This window comes from Dryocola baronae, assembly GCF_051297175.1.
Classification (GTDB): domain Bacteria; phylum Pseudomonadota; class Gammaproteobacteria; order Enterobacterales; family Enterobacteriaceae; genus Dryocola.
In genome coordinates this window covers 2,141,113-2,164,040 of the sequence record NZ_JBINNY010000001.1, presented here as the reverse complement: position 1 = coordinate 2,164,040, position 22,928 = coordinate 2,141,113, and the positions used below count along the sequence as shown (strand labels likewise).

Here is a 22,928-nt window from a genome sequence, read left to right as displayed (position 1 = left end):
CTTATTAATTTACTGTCGCCCTCCCCATGTTCAGGCGACATTGAACGAACTGCGTTATGCACTTTCCTGCACGCGCTGGATAATATCCGCAACGGTCAGGCTGCTACTGATATCGGACTCCGGTATCGTTACGCCTATCTCTTCGAGCCGCATAAGGAGGTCTATAAGCTCAACGGAGTCCATTGCCAGGTCGGTAATTAAACTGTCCTCCAGTTTAATATTTGTGGGTAGAACGCCGTTTACCTGATAAATGAGGTTAGCCACCAGCGAAGCTACCGTTTCATCAATCACTGATTCATTCATGGTTGATAACCTATTGCTCGCGTCGGCGTTTGAACTCAGCTAACTTTTCCTGAAAAGGAAGTTGTTCTTTGTCCTGCTCAACACTCTTATTTTCCAGAGCATCGAATTTAGAGAGATCCCGTGGCTTTAACCTCGCAAGCACCGCATCCAGTTCGTCTGAAATAGATTGGGAACCCTTTGGAACGAAACTCACCGGCTTTGGATCCCTGTTCCAGGAATTCACCGTGCGTACCGTTGTGTAAACCTGGTCGTCGCCAGATTTATTCCCGGGTGTATTTACGGCCGCAGCATTGATTCGCGTTGGCTGGAAACCATCAGCCGCAGATTTACGGCTAACCTCTTCACCATCCTTGCGAAGCGTTCCGCCATCCGTTGAATCCATGCCTGGATTGGCCGTTTTGATACCTGCGGGCGCCCTGCTCGCCGCCGAACCGTCACTGCGCGCCTGAGGATTTAGCGGTGGTTCAGGTTCAGGCCTTATCAGGCTATCCGTTAAGCTCTTCTCAACGTCATGCTCCGCGGCCGGTTGTGCCTTTTCCCCTTCAGCAGCCGCGGCACCGTCTTTATCCAGGTGAGCGAAGGCTGAAGTAGGCCTCTGCTTCAAAGCTTCAAACTTTTCCGCCAGCGTCACGACGTTTCCGCTTGCCCGCTCGGGCTTAGTCTCTGGCCCAGGGGGTACAAAATGCGTCGGCGTTGAAGATCTGCGATTCAGCGGGTCGATGTTGCGCGAGGTGGTGTAAATAAAATCACCGCTTGATAAAGATGTGCGGCCGGACGGCTCCTTTTTCTCGCGCAGCACGACGCTATCGACGTTGTCCGCTTCCAAATTATGCGCATCCTGCTTTTTGGACGCCTCGCCGTCAACCGCCGTCTTCAGCCTGTTTTGTTCAACCACAATGGTTTGCTGTTGCTGAACCTTGGGCTCAGGGCCAGGGCTCGCATCGTTAACGGTTTCCGTGTCAGGCGCCCCCTCAGTTTGAGTAGCGATGCTCTTTAGTTCAGGCTTTGGTGTCTGGGTTTCAATTTCCCGCCCGGCCGCTTTTACCTGCGGAGTGTCAACAGCCTGTACCTGCGGAGTGTCGACAGCCTGCACCTGCGGAGTGTCGACAGCCGGCTCTTGCCTGTAGCCCTGTACGCCAGCCAGATTTCCAAGGAAACGGCTACCGTCGCCAATGCCGGCGTTAAACAGGTCTTTAATTAGCCCCACTTTTTCAACATTGGTAAGCCCGGAATCGAGAATGTGCTTAACAATCGCAGAGTTGGAGTCCGCAGGCGCGGTATTCGCCGCACCAACCGAGTGGGTAATATCGCCAACGCTTCCCCCCTGGCTGGTGATATTCAGGGTAATGCCGCCCTGCCCTGGCCCGGTTGGAATAAAGACTCGTTGGTTATCCGCACCACCGTCGGGGTTAGGATTCAGCGTCTCCGGGCCTTGTGGTGCAGGGGTCACCGGCTCTGCGTCATAAAATGTCAGCGTTTTCGAAATAGAGGCACAGTCATTGACGAAAAAGTTCAGCTTCTGGGCCATCGTTTCCCAAGGCTTATCGGGCTGTGTCAGACCTTCCACGTCGTGCTTTAGCGTCGATTTACAAACATCCAGACACTGCTTAAAGATGGCCTTGTCGCGAGTATCCACCGACTTCGCCTGGTGATGCTCTTCCCAGGCTGCCATACAGTGTTCAATATACTTGTTGATCACCTTCTCAAAAGCGCCCTCGCCGTATTTTGAAACGAGGCCTGAGAGATCTTTTGCTACCTTCTTCTCTTTATTTTCATCGCCGCGAGCTTCGGCAAGTTTCTTACAAACTTTATCAAGCTTGGCTATATCGTCTGCATTACCGCTATCCTGCACATCCTTATAGATAACACCGATAAGCGTCCTGATCTTATTCCCTTCTGGGCTTAAATCCTTTTGAAGGAAGTCAGCGGGAAGATTTTTTTGCGCCTCATGCAAAACAAGCTCTTTTGCATTAACGGTCTGATGCGGCTGTTGTCTAAATAGGGCTATCGGATCGTTTCTACCTTCTGTAATCAGATTGATAAAAGCGGGTCTCTCAGTCGCGCATGCAGAGCTATCCATGCCTCTGGCATAGATAGATTGAATATCCTGTCCGACTGCACCATGAATAGATCCAGGCATAATAATAACTCCTCAACTGTCCTATGTTTTGACTTTGATGCAGGGCATAAAGCAGCGGGTTAGGAAATTTAACAGCCGCTGAAAGACCGTTTTTTTTGGCTTATCACTCGTTTCTCGATAGCGACCGTGTATTTCAGGCTGCTCGAGTAAAGCCCGATCGGCACGGTCATTATTGTGCGAAGAAGCGTGTTTTAGAGTATCTGCTCGCATATGAAAATAATAACGTTGTGCGGCGCAAACCCCCTCACCGGGCAATGAATGATGTTCTTCTGATACAGAAGCATAGCCAAAATGGTCTTTAAAACTCTCCTGCGAGCTGTTAGACGACCCGCTGTTCATACGTCTTAAAATAGTGTCTGGTGCCGGGTGCACTCTCTTAAAGCCGAAAGCGCGGCAGGCGAATGCACCATAGGTTTCATTTACTCCCTGAGTCAGATAAATATCTTGTCTTAAACTTTCTTGCGAGGCGAACCTGTAGAGGCTGTCCATATAACCCACTCAGCAAATTTTTAACCTAAGGCTTTAAGAACGTCTTTTGCACTTTCAGCAAGGGACGCGATCGCACCACTCAATACTTTATTTAAATTATCGAAGGTGCTGTTTGCCTGGCTATAACGTTGGGCAAAAGCCTGCATATTACTTTGCAGGGCGCTGCCGCCTGCATTAAAGGAGGCAAGCCACGCCTGGTAGCTGGCAGTAGAAACTTTGCCACCGTTGATACCTGATGGAAAATTTGGTGCGGCGCTGTACTGATCGAGGTTGAATTCAATTTTACCGTTATCGTTTACCTTAAAGGCAGGTGCGAGCGTGGTTTCCATACTTTTACGCTCTTCCGGCGTCATCTTGTCCCAGTTTTTTACGCTGCCCAGGTCGATACCGTTAACTTCGTTCCTGAAGTCGTCATACCCTTTTTGCATAACGGAGGTATCGAACTTAACATTATTACCGTCATCACCTGTGGAAACGGCTTTGGATGCCGCCCCCACTACGTGCGTATTATAAGCTTCGTACATATCCGTATACTTCTTCATCAAATCAGCATAGAAATCTACGTAATCGCCTTTGATTTCTTTAATGGCGAGGGCCATTCTGGCCCACAGCTCGGCATAGCTGGTGTGGGTAGAAATTTCGTCATCACCGCTCTTTGTCTCCGGTGCAGGTTCCTGCGCCGCTCTTTGTTTCTCAGCCGAAAACTGGCTTAACGAATAGTTCGCCTTCGTACGATTTGTATCGATCTCGCGTTGGATATCCGATAACGCCTGAGCGCTACTCTTTACACGCTGTTCCTGATTGGCGACCATCTCAGCAACGTCATCCGACGGTTGCGCGCCGTCATTGGCCGTTTTGAGACGCTCTAATGTGGCAAGCAGTTTGCTGTTATTAAAATCTTCGCCGCTGGTATCCAAACCATACTGACTAAGCAGTGCCCTAATTTCATCAAACTTATCCGCCTTATTAGGGGTATCCAACTGGGCAATAAGCTCTTTAATGAGTTTCGTATTCAGTTCCGAAGTTGAACCTGCGTGGGTTTCAGCCATCGGCGCAGCCTGGGTTGCGTTGGTATCAGCGGGAGAGTAACTAACGGGGTTGGGTACAGCATTATTTACGTTAAGCATGGCGATATTCCTGTTGAGCAACGTATGCCGGGTTTCCCTGCATACGTTGCTTATTCTTCAGATTTAGCGTGTACGTTCCGCGATGGAAGATACCGCGCTGTTATTAGCGTTGAGTATGGTGTCGGTCATACTCCGGATGGCCGCATTGGTCTCTGCGGCCTTCTTGGCCGTTTGACTTTGGGTATTGGCCAGTTCGTTGTTAACATCGCGGTCGGCGCGGGCCAGCTCTGCCTCTTTCTGCTTCTCAGCGGCCGATACGCCAAATGCCCCTTCAACAGCCCCCTGCCCGGAACGAATGCCCTGGTTGGCGTACTCGGCGGTAACACGGCTCTTCTGCGTCGCAAGCTGTACCGAGTTGTGGGTATCGCGCTTAAGCGCGCTGGCGTGCAGATCAGCGGCCTGCGGATGTGTCATGGTGGCCTCAACATCGCCGGACAGCTTTTTGTTCTGATGAACCATGGTGTCCTTGCCACTCTTAATCGCGGTCTGATGCTCGCGAACGCCAAGCTCAAGGTTGCGGGCCGGTTTCAGATTCTTGGTGATGGAAGTGCCTTCTTTATTTAGCGCCTTCATCTGGGTCGCGGTCGTTGCTCCCTGGCCTGCAATACCCAGCGCGCCGGAGGTGATTGCCCCGTTGAGATTCTGTCGAGCAGCCTCAATGGTTTTATTACCTGCGCGAGCCGCCGCATCTACGCTGCGGTTTGTTGCCGCCGCCGCCGCTTTGTTGGCATCTCGTTCAGCGTTTAGCATTACGGTGGTGATGGTATTGCTCACCTCGAGCTGCTTCATGGAACCCACAACGTTGATGAACCGTGGGCCTGCTGCATCTGCGGCGGTGATATCAGTGCCGCCTTCAACAGCGGGCTGCGAACGAGCTTGACCAGCGGAAGACGAAGCGTTGCTCACGGTTGACTGACTGTCACTTTTACCGATATCTGCCGATTTATTATTTGGCTGCGTAATATTGATCTGTGACGTTAATACGCCAGGCACGGAGGCTGCCAGGCGCTCTGCTTTATTTGCATCCCCTTCCCCTGCGACGGATAATTTCACAGTTTTAGCCGGAGTATCCGTTTCAATATCTCCCCCTTTGCGTTTCTGTGCCGCAGATGATGCCTGAGTCGTATCGGTACGCAGACTCTGCTTTTCCATCATCAACGTCAGCATGCCCTCTTTTTTTGCGAGATCGGACATGTCCTGGACATTTCTTTTCTCTTCCTGAATAACAACAGTTTTTGTTTCGGTCTGAACGTCCTGCACGCGTAAATAACGTTCTGACGCACCAGCACCAATAATTGGATCGGACATAATTGAAAACTCCTTTATATTATTGCGGGTAAAAATAGTCCCGCCGTTTATCCGGCAACTGCACTCATCTGTTTAGTAATATATTTACCGGCCTGCGCCTGGTTTTCCGCAACCGTTGAGATATTGCGTACAATCTCATTGACCGATTCCATTCGATGGGTATGGCTATCGATGGCGCGATCCATCATTTTGTTAAGCAAGTCCTGAAGCGCTGGATTTTTTAATAATTTAGCCATGATCTTCGAGGCTTCCAGCAGCATACTCGCCGTAACGATGCCGACCGCCGCCTGGCTTGAGTTATTGACCACGCTCAGACCCACCACAGCCTTTTGGCTGTAATTAGAAACCTTGGCCATTTGCAGCTCGTCTGCACCCAATGAACGGCCAAAACCTCTGCTTAGCCGCTTAATAACCTGGCCGATGGCACTGTCCATCAGTTTTTGCATGGTAGATTTTGTGGCTTTTTCAGCCACTTCCTGCGCTACCTCTTCCGCAACTTCCTTCACCGCGGTGCGCACCACGTTTTTGGTGACGTCCTTAACGACCTCTTTTTCCACTTCAACAGCCACGTTTTTGGCCATGGTCTTGCCGGCTTCTTCTGCCACGTCGACGCCAATCTTTTTAATGATCGTGCCAAAAACTTTGCTCATCACGCTGCCCGCCACCATGACACCGGCGACAAGCACCGCCGCCGCCGCGATCGCGCCGAGGATTTGTCCCACCATATCCGCCGTGTCTTTATCCAGGCCGAAGGATTGCAGAATGGCTGAGAATATTTTGCCCATCATCTCCATAAGCGGTTTCACGATCGCATCCATCAGCGGCTGCATCGCGTCGGCCATAAACGAGCGGCCGGTCACGGCCTGGCTTATCTCGTCACCAATGGCCAGCGCTAGACCAACGGCCGCCAGTGCCAGAGAAGCGCCACCGGTGAATGCCGCAGCGGCAAAGCTGACGGCCGTAACAATCCAGCCCAAAACCTTGCCAATGCAGCCCATCGTCTTCTGCATTTCTTCAGCTTTACGCACTTCCTCTTCGTATTCCTTGGCCTTTTTCTCCGCGTCCTTGGCCGCCGCTTCCGCCAATTTTTGCTTCAGCTCCGCCGACGCCTGAAGATCGTCGCTGGAACTTTTGTTAATCAGCTGCGCCATCAGGGCCATGAGGAACGTCAGGGTTTTAGACTCCGCGTCAGCCTCCTTACGCCGCTGTTCAATGGTGCTTTGCTGCTGCGGGTTGAACGAATCAACCATCTTCTGCGACTTAGCCTGCGTCGCATCTAATGCCGATCGCGAGCTTTTCTCCGCAGCTATTGCAGGATTCAACGTCTTATTAGCAAAGTTGTTATAGGCGGTTGTGGCCTGGGTGAGGTTAGCCTGCGCGGCGTTCACCGCCGTTTTAGCAGCATCAATTTTGCCCTGCAGTTCTTCAGAAACCGGGTCTTGTGTAGCGGCCTCGGCCTCAAGCGCCGCTAATTTTCGCTGCGCGTCATCAAGCGCGGACTGGGCCTTTCCGACATCCTGCGAAAGCGCATCCGCCTGCTGTTGCGCAGCCTTAAGCGCGTCAGCGTCGCTGGCCCACTGCGTCCCCTGCTGCTCTAGCTGGGCTGCCATCTCGGAATAGGCATTCGCAGCACCGTCCATCATAGCGTTGATGCCCTGCAGCTGGGCGAGCAGGTTACTCATCGACGTTTCATTCGTGAGCTGCATGACCTTCCCGAGCAGTGCCGTCGCCCAGGCCGAAGCGGAAAGCTTCGCTTCGCTGCCGCTTTTTGCCGTGGCGGGCTCGCGGCTCGCCGGAGACTTAAGCTGAGGAATGTCCTGGTTATCTAAGTTCGTCCTGGGGGTATTCCCGTTGACGGTATTAATCGTCGATTTCAACAGCTTGAGCAGCTGATCGGGCTGGAGGGTTTGCAGCGCCCCCTTAACAGAATTCAGCTGCGGATGATCTTTTAACTCCGCATTGCCGAGGCGTTTGGCCTGCCCGGTTTGTTTTTTTAACTCGACATCACCCGCTTCTACAACCGCCTGATGCTGATCTACCGGCTCTTGGGTCGCTTGCTCCAGAACGACTGGCCGCGCCACCTGCCTGATTATCTCCATTATTATTCCTCATTAAGTTTCTCCTCTTCAGGAGTATCGGTCTTGTCATTATTTATTTTATTAAGCGCGGAAATGTAGGCTTTCGCCTTTTCACTTAATAATTCGTCTTTACACCTGCTAATAACAATATCGAAGCATTTACGAGCCTGAACGCCCTGGCGCAGCATCAGGTTACATTGACCGGCATAAAACATCGGGCGGTAGTCTTCTTTCGATAAGGAATAAGCAAGCGCATAAAATTCGATAGCTTTGGCATAGTTCTTTTTAAGCTGATAGACCGCCGCAAGACCCATTGCATATTCAGGGTTATAGAAATCATAAATGCACAGAAAACGGAACAGAGACTCGGCATCGTCCAACTTTCCATGATGGTAAAAATCGTACGCCAGCTTATATACGTCCTGCATGGTGTCATTAGGTACGGCATAGACATCCTTAAGCGTCGCCCCGTTTTGAATGGCGTCCAGCAGGCTTTCAGCATAAGCATCGAGTTGCTCATCGCTTTTAAATTCTTCTTCGTCGTTGAGTAAATCCAACATATTTTTATTAGCCATTGCAGCCTCTATCCTTATTAGTTGTTAACATCTAAAAACAGCCAATTAACCCAAAGGCGAACAGTGAAGAAGATATAATCATCATACTGTTGCGCCCCGGTAGTTAATACAAAAAAACCGCACAGGTGTCCGCTACGATTGGCCCGTTGGCGGTTGCTGACTTTCCGGCAATGTAGATTCGGCCTCCTCGTCGGCCGCCGCCATTTGGGTCATGCCCGCGGCTTCGACCTGACGCAGCCAGATAAGAATGTCCATAACGTCAATCAGCACATCATCATTTAGCGAAATGAAGCTGTACTGGCTATAGGTGTGATACAGCCTGCGGGTAAGCGGAATATTGCGTACCACCGGCACGCCGATTTTTTCCGCATAGGCAATCGCCGCTTTGGCTTTCATGTTGGTGCAACGCAGGGCAATAAAGGGCAGCGATGCCACTTCCGGGTTAAAATAGATGGCCATCGCGATATGCGTTGGGTTCGCCATCACCACCTCGGAATTTCTGACCGCCGCCATTTCCTCACCGGAAAGTATCTCCTGGTGCGCTCGCCGTCTGGCACTTTTAATCTGTGGATTGCCGTCGCTCTCTTTACGCTCCTGTTTGACCTCATGTTTATCCATTTTGAGATCTTTGAAATGGAGAAAATATTCAACGATAAAATCTGCAATCAGCACAAAAACCGACCAGCCGATAAACACCAGCACGGCCTTCAGCGTCAGCGAAACCCAACAAGCAATAAGTCCGGCTATATCGGTCCGATAAAGCGTTAATGCCTGGCGAAGGTCGTTGTGAATCAGGCTGTAGCAGGTCGCCGCAAATACAATGAGATAGCAAACAGATTTCACCAGCTCTTTTACCGTGCGCATGCTGAAGATCTTTTTCACCCCTTCCACCGGGTTTAGCGCTTTGAAATTTAGCTTGATGGCTTCGGTTGCGATAGAAAACCCGGTCTGCAACAGGGTTGCGGCCATACCCACCAGCGCACAGAGCGCAATAAATGGCAGGCTAAGCAGAAAGAAAATACGCATTAAGCCCATGAGGAAATCATTTATTCCAATCTGGGTGCTGTACAGCAGGGTCATGGAATAAAAATGGGTGAAGTCACTGAAACTCATGCCATAGGCCAGGTAAAAGATCCCGGCCAGCAGTATCACCGTGGTAATAAGATCCTTACTTTTAAACGTCTGGCCCTTTTTGGACGAGTCCCTGCGCTTTTTACTGGTAGGCTGCTCTGTTTTTTCTGCCATAGAAATATTTCCTCAGGGAAGGAATTGCTGAAAACCTGAAAGCGAGAACATGTGCAGCGGTTTCTCAGACAGCGAGTGAAAGCCGTAGAAAAGGAAAACTGCGAAGGCGATAAAGCTCTTGATGGTTAGAGACAGTGAAAAAGGGTTGAGCTGCGGGCAATAACGCGCAAACACGCCGAGCAACATTTCGGCGATCATCATCACTAACATCACCGGCGCAGCAAGGAGAATGCTGTTTTGCATTAATACCACCAGCAGGTGTCCGGCCTGATCCCAGTGAACACCGTCTAAGGAACTCCCTCGTGGAAGCATTTGATAGCTTTGCACCATCACTTCCATAAGTAGCCGCATGCCTCCGCTGGCAAAGAAAATAGCACCGAAGGCAAAGTTTAAAAAACCCGATAATATCGAGCTTTGCACCCCGTTAACCGGGTCGATACTGTCACTGATTGTCGCGCCGCGTTGGTTATCAAGAATTTCACCGAGGCCGATGACTACCCAAAAAGGCATACACAGCGTAAACGCTAAAATTAACCCGATAATACATTCTTTAATTATAATTATAAGCCAGCCCTGCTCTGGATTTAACATCGTTTCAAAACAGGGCCAAAGACCGATAATCGTCAGAGAGATAATCGTGTTTTTAATAATCAGATTTGATAGAACCCGTTCGCCCAGCACCGGCAGCATATAAAAGACGATCGCCAACCGCGCGTAAACGATGACAAAAGTCAGCACGCTGTGCTGAAAATTAAGATAGAACGCCACAAACAGCATATATTTTCCGTTTTAACGAAAAGCCATATAAAAAGCCTGAGTGGCGAAATTCATCATTTCGGCTGAAAACCACTCCATCAGCATAAAAATGCTGGCAAATACCGCCAGCATTTTCAGCCCAAAAGGCAGCGTTTGTTCCTGAATTTGCATGATGGTCTGAAACAGGCCAACGATAATGCCAACGATGGTAGCAAAGGCGATAGGTACCGCCGTTAGCTTCAGCACAACGAGCAGCGCGGAATTGCCAATAAATAATACATTACTCATGATGTCATCAGATCGGCGTACTGGGCGATCAGTCCTTTGGTTAATAAACTCCACCCGTTCATTGACACGAACAGAATGAGCTTAATAGGAATCGAAATGGTCACCGGGCTCATCATCATCATCCCCAACGCCAGTAGGATGCTGGAAACCACCATATCGATGACCACAAACGGGACGTAAAGATAAAACGCAATTTTAAATGCGCTTTGAATTTCGCTTAGCGCATAGGCTGGCATCAGGGTCATCAGCGGCAGGCCCGTTAATTCATGGTCTTCCACTTCAGGCTCCGGCTCACCGGTTCTTTGCTGCTGTACTTTATTAAAAAAGCGGATTAAGTCATGATCGGAATAATTCACCAGATACGCCCGGTAACTTCCCAATCCCTGATCCATAAGCTGCGTTACCGAGCTGCTGTCATTGAAGTCGATATGGTTATCTTCTATATAGCCAGAAATTTTCTGACACACCGGCATCATGACAAAAGCGCTTAAAATAAGCGCTACGCCATTTAAGGTTAAGGTCGAAGGCACCTGTTGGATCCCGAGGGCATTGCGCACCATCACCAGCACGATGGAGAACTTAATAAAGCAGGTGCCCCCGGCAATAATAAAAGGCAATAAGGTGAAAAACGATAATAGCGCAATTAAAGAAATATCATTACTCAACATCAGGCTGTACCCTGTTACCTGGCAGAGTGGGGTTCACGTGATTAACCTCAACCGCCAGAGATCCGTTCTCCAGAGCCACCAGCTCACCGCGGGCAAATAGCTTTTTGTTGAGGTAGATCTTAATATTTTGTTCCGCTTCTGGGGTCAGCGCCAATGACGTGCCCGGCGTTATTGCATCTAATTCCGCCAGCGTCACCGTCCGGCCATCCAGCACAAATTCAATATTGACGGGCAGGCTGGTCCAGTCGTGCAAAACCTCATCTTCATAATATTCCTGGTAATGCTCTTCTAACTGCTCTTCCACAATAACCTCCTGATCGGGGTAATAACTCAGTTTAAAAAGTCGGCGATCGCCTACCGCCAGATGGGGCAAGTTCTGTTTTATCAGCAGCAAATCCCCGGCGGCCACGTCTGCTAACTGGGCAAGGGAGAGCTGGCTGTATCCCAGCACGTAGTTCAGCTGGAAAGGCACCTGATTGGCGGAGATGGCCGGTACAGGCAATGCGCGCTCCCCGCTCTGTGGCCAGTCAAGGCACAGCAGCCGGCAAGGCTGCGCGGGGATCGCAAGCGCCTTTTCCGGCAGGGGCCCTGCGGGTAGCGCAATCTGTACCGCATCCCACACCTGCTCCTCGACCAAAAAGCTCAATTCGAGATGGTTTAACCAGCGCGCCAGATAGTCGAGGGGAACCTCGGACCAGGGGATATCGGGCAGATGGACATCCATGTAGCCGAGCCAGGCGTCAACGCTAAGCCAGGCCTGTGCCCGGCTGCCCTGCTTATCCTCAAGCTGCACCTGCAGGTAGCGCTCCTGCCCGCTAAACCCAGCGATCTCGCTGCCGGGGTGATGATTACGCAGCAGCTCAAGCGTCAGCCGGCGGCCGTCAAGCTTGCGTAAATGACCTCTCAAACTCATTCCTGATCCTCATCCTGCTGTTGCTGCTGCCGCCGCTGCTGCTGCTGTTCATCTCGCTCCTGCTGTGGGCGCAGAAGATCGGGGCTAAGACCCGTCAAATGGCCCATATTGCGGAGCAGCACATCCGCCGCACGCGCGTCGGAAGGAAGCAAAGTGACATTCCCTTCCCGGCGTGCTTCGGTTGGCACCGAAATTTTGACCGAATGGTCGCCGGACCAGCGTTGAAACTGGTAGTTCACTTCGAGCGTCTGGCCTTCGTTTCCGCCTTTCACCCCGCTTGCCAAACCGGCCTGATTCTTCAGCTGCTGGAGCGTTGTGGGGCTATTCTTGCTTTGTGCCGCTACTTCGCCCTGCTTTGGCGCCACGTTCTCCGGCTGCTTCGCCCCCTGCCAAAGCGGCCTTGCTTCGCCAGAATCTTCCTTTATTCGTAACGGCTTTTCCTGGCGGCCCGCTTCAGCCGCCGGGGCTGATGCAGCGACGATGACCGGGTTAACTACGGCGGCAGCCTGAGGGTGCTGGGCCGTGGCGGATTGATGAAGTTTTGTCGCCGCGTCTACGAGCGTATTTGCTGCAACGTTTACGGCGACAGGCGCGGTGGATTGCCCCTCGGTTCTGGATGCGCTCGCCGCAGCCCCGTTGCTTAACGGGCCGGTGACCTCGCCTTTTTGGACGACGACGGCGTTTTTGCCTGCGTTCGGCTTAGCCATCTGGCCAGCAACGGCCAACGCCACCTGCTGACGCAGGCCATCGCCCTTCTTCGTCTGGCGTGCATCGGCGGCAAGGCCCAAAGAGGCGGCAGAGATTTCTTTAGCCGCCTGCTTTTCGGTTTTCTGCAGGCCTCCGCCCTGCGCTAAGGGCGTCGTTAACCGAACCAGCGCGCCCGGCGGCAGCATGGCGGCCAGCGAAATATTCTCGCCGCCCTCATCCTGCTTTTTCTTTTTCGCAATATGTTTTAGCAGCGCGTTGTCATCCGGCGTTGAATCCCCTTTAATTGCAACGCTCATACTGACTTCAGAAACTTTTTCTACCATAACCCGCAATCTCCTGAATTTCGTTTTCTGCATCATTGTCGCAGCGGCGTATATATTCGCGGCGCAGCGGCTGCAAATAATAAGAAAGTTTGTAGTGCTTTTTATCCAGCAGGCTCATTGCGGTGCGATGCTGCTCAAGGTTGTTCTCCAGATTATATTTTTCATTTTCCAGCTGATTTATTTTATGAAGAACCAACTGCTGGTGAGTCAATAAAGCCCCCTGCTGTCTTATTCCCTTATAAATATCCGCACGGCTGTGTAAACCGGAAGGGGTTAACATTTTTATCTGCTGGTTGATATCCGCGCACTCCTGCTGATGCTCAGCAATTGTCAGCCTTATTTTCGCTAATCGGTTTTCCGTTTTTACGATATCGCCCTGCAGAATCTGTTGTTTGCGCTCCAGCAGGGAGACAAACTCGCGCCCTTTACGCCACGCTTCCATATAAGCTTTCCAGACAGGCCCGCATGTCGGTTTTTTCGTCCATGCTTTGTTGGAGAAAAGCTTCCATCTGGTTTTTGCGATCGAAAGCGGCATCGTTTTCCGGATTCTCGCCGCGTCGATATTCGCCGAGATCCAGATAGAGCTGCATCTCTTTTTGACGTACCAGATATTCACGAAAGCGTTTTGCTAACTGACGGTGTTCCGCGTCTGTTACCTGTAAAAATACGCGGCTAATGCTCTGCATAATATCAATCGCCGGATAGTGTCCCTTCGCGGCCAGCTTTTTGCTGAGATAAATATGCCCGTCCAGAATCGAGCGGACTTCATCGCCAATGACATCCGACTCTTCCTCATTCTCAATCAGCACCGTATAGAAGGCGGTGATGGAACCGGTTAAAAACCGTCCTGGCCGCTCCAGTAATTTCGGCAAGGCCTCAAATACGGATGCCGGGTAGCCTCTTCGGGCGGGCAGCTCTCCCATGCTTAGCGCCACATCACGCAGCGCTCGCGCATAGCGGGTTATCGAGTCTATAAACAGAAGTACGTTTTTACCCTGCTCGCTGAAGAACTCGGCTATCGTCGTGGCAATCTGCGCCGCGTTGCAGCGCTCAACGCAGGAACGGTCTGACGTTGCGTAAACCAGCACGATCTGTGAACAGCGCGACGAACGCTTCAGCTCTTCAACAAACTCGGTGACCTCACGTCCACGCTCGCCAATAAGCCCGATGACGTAGATATCCGCTTCGGAATGTTCAACGATCATGCTCATCAAAGAGGTTTTGCCGCAGCCCGCCGCCGCAAAAATCCCCATACGCTGCCCCTGGCCGCAGGTCAGCAGGCCATCAATGGCCCTGACGCCGGTCGCCAGAGATTCAGCGATAGGCTTACGCTGGGTAAAATCTTTAGGCGCCCCGCAGGCCTCCAGGCTTTGCGCACCGGTCAAACTCTGCTGCACGGCGTTGTCCAGGCGCCCGCGAACCGTGCCGGTCGCGTCAATGATTGCCCCGGCGATATTTTTATGAACATCGATACGAAAAGGCTTGCCGGTCGGCAGCAGGACATTGCTGCGTGAAAAGCCCTGATTATCGTTAAGCAAGCTCAGTAACGTATGCTCCTTATTGAACCCAATCACCTGGGCCGTCCCCAGCACTTCGGGTTCAAGTAATGATTTCTGAATCTCGCATATCTCACCGATGCGCGTCCCCGGCAAATGCGCTTCAATCACATTTCCCTGAATACGTAACGGGTGTGCCAGATGAACCAGGCATTGGGCTACCATTGTGTGAACCTCAGTAATTAAACCAGTACGGCGCGGTATTCCTGCAAAATACTCAGGTAGTTATCCAGCATCGATAAAAAATCATCCGGCGCCTGCAGGTATTTTTCTTTCACCTGAGCGCGCAGTTCGATATTGCCGTCAACGGGGTATAAACACGGCTGTCCGGTGTAAAAATACTCTTCGTTGTGATTAAGCATCAGCGGCAAAAGGCTCGCGCTGCAATAGCTTAAAGAGGCTGGAGCCTGCTCAACAATTTTCGCCCACACCCATACTTCATCATCTTCACTTCTGACGTGAATAGTTGGAATATCATCTTTCATGTTCAGAGAGATGGTTGAGTGGTTGCTCAGATCGCTATCCAGAATATCAGCCATCCCGGCATCGTTAAGCATGGTGGATAGCAGTGCAACAACGTCGTATTTCATTTATTACCTCAATTAATTTTCTAACGAACCAATGACATCAACATCCACGCCGGATGCAACATCGCCATAAGAAAGCACTTCCATTTCCGGGTAGCTTCCTTCAATGATTTTTTTCACAAAGCGACGAATATCCAGTGACACCATCAAAATAATATCGCGAGCGTTAGCACCGTTGCTGCTAATACACTGCTCGAGGCTTCTGATAATACTTTCAGTTTCCGGTGGCGGCAGATTGATAAATGTCCCGCCGGAAGTTTGGCGAATTCCACCACGAACCAGGCTTTCCATATCGTGCGACATAACCAGGGTGCGAATCTGCCCGTTGGCCGCAAAGCGGTTAGAGATATAACGTGATAACACGCTGCGAACGTGCTCCACCAGCATAATGGGGTCCTTTTCCTTGGGCGCCCATTGAACTAAGGCCTCAAGAATCAGACGCATATTGCGGATAGAAATACGCTCCTGTAATAGCCGCTGGAAAACTTCGGTAATACGCTGCACGGTATTATTTCGATAGCACTCTTTGAGTAGCTCAGGATATTTTTTCTCCAAATCGTCAAGCAGCGTTTTGGCCTCCTGAATGCCGAAGAACTCGGAAATATTGTGCACCAGCAACGTCGAGACGCAGGCATAGAATTCATCGATCGCGTTTCTTGAATAAAAACCAAGCTGTAAGGCGGTTTCACTCCGTTCTTCCGGGATCCAATAAGCGATACCCTGAGCCGTTTCTACCGCCTGCACGGTAGAGTCAATCACCTGCAGCTCGTCGCCGCGCATCAGCACTTTGCACATGCCCGGTAAAATGTCATACGTGGCAACCTGAATTTCATTGATTGCAACCGTTAACTTGCCGCGCACCATTTGCTGGTCGTAGTTCATCACCACTTCCGGCAGACGAACGCCGTACTCAATAAAGAAGTTACGTTTGAGCAACGAGCACAAATTATGTTCCTGGAAATAGTTCTCGTAGCCTTTCCAGGCAGTAATGATGAGCGGAATCGTTTCTGGAATGTACTCCCCGTCGATCATCACCGGTTTGCTTTTCAGTACCGGTTCTTCATCTTCTTCTACAGAATTAACCGTCGGCTTTTTACCTTTTTTAGCATCAAGCTTATCCTTGATGAATATGCCTAATAGTAACGCTGCCAGCAGAACGAAGACCGGCAGCGGAAAGCCCGGCAATAGCCCCAGAGCAATAGCCAATACGGCCGTAACAAGCAGGATGAATTTATTATGAAACATATCCTGCAGGATTTTTGCGCCGAGGTTCGTGTTCTCACTGTTATTTACGCGGGTGACGATCAGCCCGCCGCTGATGGAGATTAACAGCGCCGGAATTTGTGCAACCAGAGCATCGCCGATGGTCAATAAGGTAAACACAGACATCGCATGAGATAAATCCATGCCGTGCTGTAATGTGCCCACCGCTATTCCACCCAGTAAGTTCACAAAGATAATAATGATCCCCGCGATGGCGTCGCCCTTTATAAACTTCATCGCACCATCAAGCGCGCCGTAGAGCTGGCTTTCAGCTTCAAGATCGCTGCGGCGACGCTTGACTTCTTTTTCATCGATAACCCCTGCCTTGAGGTCAGCATCAATGCTCATCTGCTTGCCCGGCATGGCATCTAAAGAGAATCGTGCGGCCACTTCCGCGATGCGCTCCGACCCTTTGGTGATGACGATGAACTGCACGATAGTCACGATAAAGAAGATAACAAAGCCCACCACCAGGTTATCCGCAATGACGAACTCCCCGAAGCTGGCAATAATTTCCCCGGCGTCGGCATCCGCCAGCACCAGACGACTGGTACTAATAGAGATTGCCAGACGGAATATCGTACTAATGAGCAGAATTGATGGAAAAGTCGAAAAATCCAAAATCCTTGTAATATAAAAAGAACCCAAAAAAATCAGCAGTGCCATCGTCAGGTTAAGTCCAATAAGGAAATCAACCAGGTATGTCGGCAACGGGATAATCAACATCACCACGACCATAACCATTATCGTTAAGATAATAAGCTCTGGCCTGTTACGAATTTCGAGAATAAATCTTCTAAGCATGAGTAGTTGCACATCAATCCATGGCAGACAAACGAGTTTGCCTGCGACTATTTGTAATATTCATTCCAGATGCCGGTATTTTTCTCTTTTTCGAGCATTTTACGCAGCAAAGCAGCCAGATGATTGACAATGACTTCCCGATATAGCGTATCGACGAAGAGAAACTCAGGCGTCATATTATAAACATTGCGCAGTTCTTGAATAACCATCGACCGCTGCTTGAGCAGCAGTAAAGACATAAAGTTTTTACTGAACTCTTTTAACGCCAATTTAAATTCGTCAGTATCCACCAGGCCTGCTATATAAAGCCCGACAATATCCGCCTCGCCCAGCATCAGCTGATTGTTTCTCATCTGTCCCCGAAACGGGAACTTAGCAAAACTTTCATTTAGCAGCTGGTCCAGCGTATGGAGCAGGCGTGCATCGGACAATTTTGCGCTGAGTGGGCCAAATTCAGAAGAATGAATGCCGGGTTCATTGGCCTTCATATCAGCAATCAGCGCCGACAGCGTAAAGGCCAATAAACGCGTTCTGTTCTGATAACCGTAAACATCAATCCAGTCTTTGTAGATAAAGCCTGCGGGCATCTCGAGTTCAAGAAAATTAAGATAGCTATTGCGCAGATCCTTTGCCGACAGCGGCCTGTCACCGCTACCGTCGCTGAACCGTTTTGCCAGGCGACCTACGTTCATTCCTGACTGCATTTTTTTGGTGTCGCCAAATTTTTCTAAATCGGCGATCGCTTCTTTGATTTTCTTCTTCTGAAGTTCAGAGAGCTGGCGGCTCAACAGCATTTCACGCAGCGCGAGCATTAAATCGCTGTCATCCGGGAAAAGCTGGCGGGCGAAGTTCAGTAGGTTATTGAGGTCACGCAGTTTGGCCACATGCTTAATTAATGTGTCCAGCTTTTCATCAGCCATATCCTCCAGCATAGAGGAGACAAAATCGTTATCTGCGCTGTCGTTTTTACGCCCGGCTTTGCTAAAGCGACCAAACGCGCTGAGGAGATCGGCCATTTCCTCCGCGGCATTATTCATCTCTTCCTGCAAATTAACCGGCAGCGCTTCTTCGCCCGCATCAAATACGGGCTGGCCTGCGGCGCTACGGTTTTCCGGGATTTGCGGTTCAATGCGATTAAAGTCAACGCCAGCAACAGAACGAATGTCCATAACTCACCTGGTCCTTAATTGTTTTTCATCGTTTCACGTAACATGGAGACCGTCGATTTCAACGTTACCTCGTTCCCCACCCAGGTTCGGCCCAGCACGGGGTTATTGTCCTCCGGCCCCCGACCCTGCCAGGTTTCGCCGCTTGCCAGTAAACCCGGCTGAATCAGGAATAAGCGAACCATTTTCTTGTGGCTGGTATAGCTGTAGTCAAACAGCTTGCCCAACACGGGAATGTCGCGCAGGAGCGGGATGCCCACGCTGTGATGTTCATCCTGGTTGCGGCTGTAGCCACCGACCAACAGGCTATAGCCCACGGGCACGCGCGCTTCCGTACTTATCTGCGTGTTATTCACCATTGGCAGGCTGTCGACATTTTCGGTTTTACCCTCAGAGTTGAGAGGCAGACCGCCATCCTGAATATTCAGGATCATCTCAATCTCCTGCTGGCGCTGCGCCAGACGCGGCAATACGCTAATCATGGTGCCGTAGGTAATCTTTTCGAGTGACGAGTTACGCTCGCCTACCAGCTTGGCGTAAAAGCTGCTGTTATTATCAAATAGCGCCGGAACATTTTCCTGAGTAAGGATTTCCGGACGTGAAACCACCTGCGCATTGCCTTTTTGCGCAAGTGCGGATACGTCCGCCAGAAAATGAATGCTGTTTTCCGGCGTCAGCGAACTGGTATTAAAAGTCACGCCGGTATTGCCTATTTTTGCCGCACCCTGCCAGCGAATCCCCAGCTCGTTAATATCATCCTTCGAAATATCAATGATCCACAGCGACAGCTGTATCTGCTGTTTAGGGACATCAATTGCGCTGACTAAATCCTCAACAAAACTTACCTGCCTTTCGGAACCCTGAATGAGCAAGCTGTTGGTATCCGAATAGCCGACAATATTGATCGACGATTGGCCGAGGGAATCGGACTCATACTCCCGCTTCGCCGATGACCCCGAATTAAATGAAGGCAGCGGCGGAAAATTTCCCTTTTGCGTGGCCGAAGCGGCCTCAAGCGCGCCTCGCGTATCATTATCTACGGTGATGTTCGCCCCGGCCGGCGCTGAACGTCCGCCACGGTTATCGGCCGAGTTATTCAGCAGCTGGTTCAGCACCGTCGCAACCCCCGGCACGGTGATAGGGCTGTCGCGCTGGGTAAAGGTGCGATCGTTCACAAAAGTGTTTTTAAGCTTGATCACGCGGATCGTGTTTTCACCCGTTCCGGGACGGGCATAGGTTGCATCAATATACTTTGCAGCCGCCGCGATAAGTTCGACATAGACCGGCGGCCCTGAGACATAAAAAGAGCCAGAGCGCCCGTCTGAACGCAGCGGGAAACGCGCGTCGTACAGCCCTGACGACTTGATGAAGGCCACCAGCCGGTCAAACGGCGCATAGGACAAGCGCACGATGCTGCTTTTGATTTCGCTGGCGTCGTAAACGTACACGGAGCTGCCATCGTCATACCAGATAAGCCCGGTACGTGAAGCTAAGGTATTTAACAGCTCCTTCGGCTTGCTAAGATCGAAATTTCCTGACACCCGCTTTTTGGCCGCCTCCGTACTGACAACAAAGGGTTTATTCAGCGCGCCACCGATCACAAAAAATAGCTGTTGAACGCTGTTATTACTGGCGACATAGGTATTTTCGTCATCCCGCGAACCGTTACGGACATCGACCGTGCCACCCGAGTAATCCTGGGTATCCAACAATGCGCCGACCGCCGAATTACAGCTCAATACTCCCAGCAATAAATACGGCAGATAGCGGACCGGCAGTTTCGCAACCATCTTATTCATGAAGCAAACCTTCCAATTTTTTAAACTCCCTCGGTGTAATGCCAAACAGTGATTTTATTTCACTCGAAAAATGAGACGACGACGCATAGCCGTTATTTCCTGCGATAGCCGCAATTGAGTTATCTTTTTCTATCAACTGCAGGGCACTGTGCGCCGCTCGCCAAAGGCGTAACTGTTTTTTTGGCCCCCGGGTAAAAGCATGGTGGCAAAGCTTCCTGAAATAGGATTCAGATACGCCGTAGATCTTACTGGCATTACCAATCTTATGACTGTCACTCTCTTTATCTTCATTCATTACCTGAGATAACAGAAAATGGGCAATCCAATAGCTTTCGACATTCCTGACAAACGAAAAGAGATTTTCCAGGCGGCGCTCCTGGGGCTTTAATAATGTAAAAATCAACATCCCCATCAGCGATTTGCATTCATCGTCGACTAAAATTGCCAGATTCCGCTCGGTGTGCATCAGTAACGAAGTATTTGTCTCCCCCACGCGCGGCTCGGCGTTAACGCTGCGAGATTTAGCCTGATAATCCAGGAATGAAAACAGCGTGGTGGCCTGTGACATCGACAGTATTTCAACCATCCAGTCACCCCGGAATGCGATCTCCATGTTATCCAGGGTCGATAGCACAATGGGTTGAAGAATATTATTCAGACGATCGTCATAGTTCTCCCGCAGCTCACCTGAGGCAGATACGCTCATAACGGATTCACTATTTAGCGGTCGCGCAAACAATACGCCGTTATTTAAATCGATACATTCGTCACTCACGTAAAGCGGCATTTCCGCATTTGCGCTATCATTTACGCGTTGCCGCATTATGTTTTTCTGATGGCATTGAGTATTGCTAACTAGCATAGTTTTCTCTTACCTCAGTTTGTGTTTAGAAATTATATTTAAGCACTCGATTAAGAACTATCTAATACAGCGCCTCGAAGTGCCGGTGAATTTATCAGAAAATTCTCGTTCGTCAATGCAAGTTGAAAGAGATAAAAAAAGAATAAACATCATAAAAAAAGCTTCAACAAAAAATCAACAAACAACATTGAGTTTAATAATCGGTAGCGCTACAGTGTGCCGTCTTAAAGAGGCAATATCCGTATACCGTCAAATAAATTCATCGCGAATGGAAAAATGTTTTTTCATGCGCGAGGCACTTCATTCCTTTTGAAAACGTTTCTATTAAATGGCACGGCTTAGCATGAGGAAGTTGTAGTGCAGATTAAAATAAAATCGCACGGGCCCTGCTCGCTCGATTGCTTGTTTTACATTATTAATGGCCCTTTCTATGAACAGCGACATGAACGAATTAAACGATGATATGCCTGTACCAGAGGCACTGAAAAAATTCACCCTGAAGGTGCTGTTTGGACCCATGTTTGGCTGTGAACTCCACCTGCCAGCAGACGATTACTTTCTCATCATCAACCCGGGGCTTGCACTCCAGGATAACGCCACGGGAACGATGTCGCCCGGAGAGCATGCCGCAGCCTACACGCAGAATACGCTTTACCTACCCTGTGATATGCCGTCACCCAACATTATCCTGCGTTTGTCGGCGCTTTTCCGAGATGAAGATTCGGAAGAAGGATATCGTCTTGAAGTACAGGGGGTGGAGAGAAGTTACCCCGCGCTGCTGAAAGAAAATGAAGTTTTCGTGCATGAGCACATCCGCTTTGCCATCAAACGTAGCGAAGATGACTGGCCTGAAGAGATTAAAAACTTCAATCTTCCCCCGGCCCTCGATGCTGAATTCAGCGAACAGGAAAAGCTGGAAGAGTTTAATGCTAAAAAAAATCATGCTCTCGTTTTCGGTTCAATCATTCTCTTATTTCTTGTGATTACCGCAGGCGTTATCTGGTATAAAAAACTGGAAAGCGATCGGCAGGTTTTAACATTAAATGAAGCGCTGGCGGGCGCACCGATGCCTGTGGATATTGTTCGTGGCCGTGATAATAATCTTATCTACGTTCTTATCCAGAACTTTCAGGCAATGGAATGGACGCGGGAAGCGCTCTTCAAATTGCAGGGCAAGGACAGCGTGGTTCCCGTTTGGTTAACGCAGCAAAGAAATGACGTCATTTCGCAGCTGGCGAATGCGGGTTACCCCGTTTTACAAATTGACTATTCCAAACCTCAGCACCCGACAATTGCACTTTACAGAGGATTAACCCTACAGGAAGAAAAAAACTTCAAGGCTATTGTTTTACAAAAAATCCCTTTTGCTCTCGACATCAAAGTCCTGGTAAAAACTAAAGCTCAGTTATTACAGGAAGCTCGCCAGGGCCTGGATCGTTTACACATTTACTACCGGCAAATCAATTCCACTAGCGGTTATGCTTTGGTGGTTCGTGATGCCCTGAGCGACAGCGCTCTACGTTCTTTGCAGCATTTCATTAAACAGTTCAATCACCAATGGGGAAACCGCGTGATTAATTTTTCAATTAATCTCGACGAAAACTGGTTACAGGATAAGTCATACGTTGACTCTTCTAATGGCTATCTGTTTTTGAACCCTCGTCATTGGTACTTTCCCCTAAAACAAGGAGACTTAAATGGCTGACACAAACGCGCCTACCGTGGATAGCAATGGCTATTATCTGGATGAAGTATCTGCTGGCTTCGAAGCAGGTGCTAAAGACATGATGGAACAATTAAAGACGGCTGAAGCTGAATTGAAAGCCGACCCGTCTGACCCAGCCGTATTGGCCAACTATCAGTCGAAGCTACAGCAATACACGCTGTTTCGTAACGCCCAGACAAGTACCGTAAAAGCCTATAAGGATATTGGCGCGGCCATTATTCAAAACTTCCGTTAATTAACCCGG

Annotated in this window: 22 protein-coding genes; 2 read left to right on the top strand and 20 right to left on the bottom strand. The window is 50.0% G+C overall.

All coding sequences use genetic code 11. The features are described 5' to 3' along the window. Positions 1-54 precede the first annotated feature (54 nt). The 20 genes from ACSPHG_RS10165 to ACSPHG_RS10070 form a co-directional block, all read right to left on the bottom strand. Positions 55-303 (bottom strand): acyl carrier protein, encoded by a 249-nt coding sequence (locus ACSPHG_RS10165; RefSeq protein ID WP_435953346.1) that lies wholly within the window; start codon positions 301-303, stop codon positions 55-57. A 10-nt stretch (positions 304-313) separates the two neighbouring features. After that, positions 314-2,443 carry a hypothetical protein gene (locus ACSPHG_RS10160; protein WP_435953345.1) on the bottom strand — a complete coding sequence of 710 codons (2,130 nt, stop codon included), beginning with the start codon at positions 2,441-2,443 and terminating at the stop codon, positions 314-316. Positions 2,444-2,464: 21 nt separating this feature from the next. Then, a complete protein-coding gene (locus ACSPHG_RS10155; RefSeq protein ID WP_435953344.1) occupies positions 2,465-2,932 on the bottom strand; it encodes a hypothetical protein in 468 nt (155 codons plus the stop codon). Positions 2,933-2,952: 20 nt separating this feature from the next. Beyond that, a complete protein-coding gene (locus tag ACSPHG_RS10150; RefSeq protein WP_435953343.1) occupies positions 2,953-4,059 on the bottom strand; it encodes an IpaD/SipD/SspD family type III secretion system needle tip protein in 1,107 nt (368 codons plus the stop codon). 63 nt (positions 4,060-4,122) lie between these two features. Further along, positions 4,123-5,367: an IpaC/SipC family type III secretion system effector gene (locus ACSPHG_RS10145; RefSeq protein WP_435953342.1), complete on the bottom strand. Its 1,245-nt coding sequence runs from the start codon at positions 5,365-5,367 to the stop codon at positions 4,123-4,125. Positions 5,368-5,414: 47 nt separating this feature from the next. Continuing rightward, complete coding sequence (gene sctE / locus ACSPHG_RS10140; protein ID WP_435953341.1) at positions 5,415-7,466, bottom strand: type III secretion system translocon subunit SseC family protein; 2,052 nt, start codon at positions 7,464-7,466, stop codon at positions 5,415-5,417. A gap of 2 nt (positions 7,467-7,468) precedes the next feature. Further along, on the bottom strand, positions 7,469-8,020 hold the full coding sequence (gene sicA / locus ACSPHG_RS10135) for a type III secretion system translocator chaperone SicA (protein ID WP_006820274.1): 552 nt from the start codon (positions 8,018-8,020) through the stop codon (positions 7,469-7,471). Between the two features lie 132 nt (positions 8,021-8,152). Further along, positions 8,153-9,265 carry an EscU/YscU/HrcU family type III secretion system export apparatus switch protein gene (locus tag ACSPHG_RS10130; protein ID WP_435953340.1) on the bottom strand — a complete coding sequence of 371 codons (1,113 nt, stop codon included), beginning with the start codon at positions 9,263-9,265 and terminating at the stop codon, positions 8,153-8,155. Between the two features lie 12 nt (positions 9,266-9,277). After that, a complete protein-coding gene (sctT, locus tag ACSPHG_RS10125; protein ID WP_435953339.1) occupies positions 9,278-10,042 on the bottom strand; it encodes a type III secretion system export apparatus subunit SctT in 765 nt (254 codons plus the stop codon). A 12-nt stretch (positions 10,043-10,054) separates the two neighbouring features. Beyond that, complete coding sequence (sctS, locus tag ACSPHG_RS10120; RefSeq protein WP_006820278.1) at positions 10,055-10,309, bottom strand: type III secretion system export apparatus subunit SctS; 255 nt, start codon at positions 10,307-10,309, stop codon at positions 10,055-10,057. After that, the gene (locus ACSPHG_RS10115; RefSeq protein ID WP_435953338.1) at positions 10,306-10,977 is read right to left on the bottom strand and encodes an EscR/YscR/HrcR family type III secretion system export apparatus protein; all 672 of its coding nucleotides are present in this window, start codon (positions 10,975-10,977) and stop codon (positions 10,306-10,308) included. The genes sctS and ACSPHG_RS10115 overlap by 4 nt, the downstream gene beginning before the upstream one ends. Then, positions 10,967-11,890 (bottom strand): FliM/FliN family flagellar motor switch protein, encoded by a 924-nt coding sequence (locus tag ACSPHG_RS10110; protein WP_435953337.1) that lies wholly within the window; start codon positions 11,888-11,890, stop codon positions 10,967-10,969. Before ACSPHG_RS10110 ends, ACSPHG_RS10115 begins: the two co-directional genes overlap by 11 nt. Beyond that, positions 11,887-12,921, bottom strand: a complete 1,035-nt coding sequence (locus ACSPHG_RS10105; protein ID WP_435953336.1) for a SpaN/EivJ family type III secretion system needle length determinant — start codon at positions 12,919-12,921, stop codon at positions 11,887-11,889. Before ACSPHG_RS10105 ends, ACSPHG_RS10110 begins: the two co-directional genes overlap by 4 nt. Next, a complete protein-coding gene (locus ACSPHG_RS10100) occupies positions 12,902-13,363 on the bottom strand; it encodes a SpaM family type III secretion system protein (protein ID WP_435953335.1) in 462 nt (153 codons plus the stop codon). Before ACSPHG_RS10100 ends, ACSPHG_RS10105 begins: the two co-directional genes overlap by 20 nt. Continuing rightward, positions 13,347-14,642 carry a type III secretion system ATPase SctN gene (gene sctN / locus ACSPHG_RS10095; protein WP_435953334.1) on the bottom strand — a complete coding sequence of 432 codons (1,296 nt, stop codon included), beginning with the start codon at positions 14,640-14,642 and terminating at the stop codon, positions 13,347-13,349. Before sctN ends, ACSPHG_RS10100 begins: the two co-directional genes overlap by 17 nt. Before the next feature lie 17 nt (positions 14,643-14,659). Further along, positions 14,660-15,067 (bottom strand): InvB/SpaK family type III secretion system chaperone, encoded by a 408-nt coding sequence (locus ACSPHG_RS10090; protein ID WP_038482313.1) that lies wholly within the window; start codon positions 15,065-15,067, stop codon positions 14,660-14,662. Between the two features lie 12 nt (positions 15,068-15,079). Further along, positions 15,080-17,131 carry an EscV/YscV/HrcV family type III secretion system export apparatus protein gene (locus tag ACSPHG_RS10085; RefSeq protein ID WP_435955991.1) on the bottom strand — a complete coding sequence of 684 codons (2,052 nt, stop codon included), beginning with the start codon at positions 17,129-17,131 and terminating at the stop codon, positions 15,080-15,082. 47 nt (positions 17,132-17,178) lie between these two features. After that, positions 17,179-18,300, bottom strand: coding sequence for a type III secretion system gatekeeper subunit SctW (sctW, locus tag ACSPHG_RS10080; RefSeq protein WP_435953333.1), 1,122 nt, complete (start codon positions 18,298-18,300; stop codon positions 17,179-17,181). Positions 18,301-18,314: 14 nt separating this feature from the next. Beyond that, a complete protein-coding gene (sctC, locus tag ACSPHG_RS10075) occupies positions 18,315-20,096 on the bottom strand; it encodes a type III secretion system outer membrane ring subunit SctC (protein WP_435953332.1) in 1,782 nt (593 codons plus the stop codon). Next, the gene (locus ACSPHG_RS10070) at positions 20,089-20,919 is read right to left on the bottom strand and encodes a helix-turn-helix domain-containing protein (RefSeq protein ID WP_435953331.1); all 831 of its coding nucleotides are present in this window, start codon (positions 20,917-20,919) and stop codon (positions 20,089-20,091) included. Before ACSPHG_RS10070 ends, sctC begins: the two co-directional genes overlap by 8 nt. A gap of 469 nt (positions 20,920-21,388) precedes the next feature. On the opposite strand from ACSPHG_RS10070, the gene ACSPHG_RS10065 reads away from it, so the two are divergent. Continuing rightward, complete coding sequence (locus ACSPHG_RS10065) at positions 21,389-22,663, top strand: PrgH/EprH family type III secretion apparatus protein (RefSeq protein ID WP_435953330.1); 1,275 nt, start codon at positions 21,389-21,391, stop codon at positions 22,661-22,663. After that, positions 22,656-22,919 carry a type III secretion system needle complex protein gene (locus ACSPHG_RS10060; protein ID WP_435953329.1) on the top strand — a complete coding sequence of 88 codons (264 nt, stop codon included), beginning with the start codon at positions 22,656-22,658 and terminating at the stop codon, positions 22,917-22,919. The genes ACSPHG_RS10065 and ACSPHG_RS10060 overlap by 8 nt, the downstream gene beginning before the upstream one ends. The last annotated feature ends 9 nt before the right edge of the window (positions 22,920-22,928 follow it).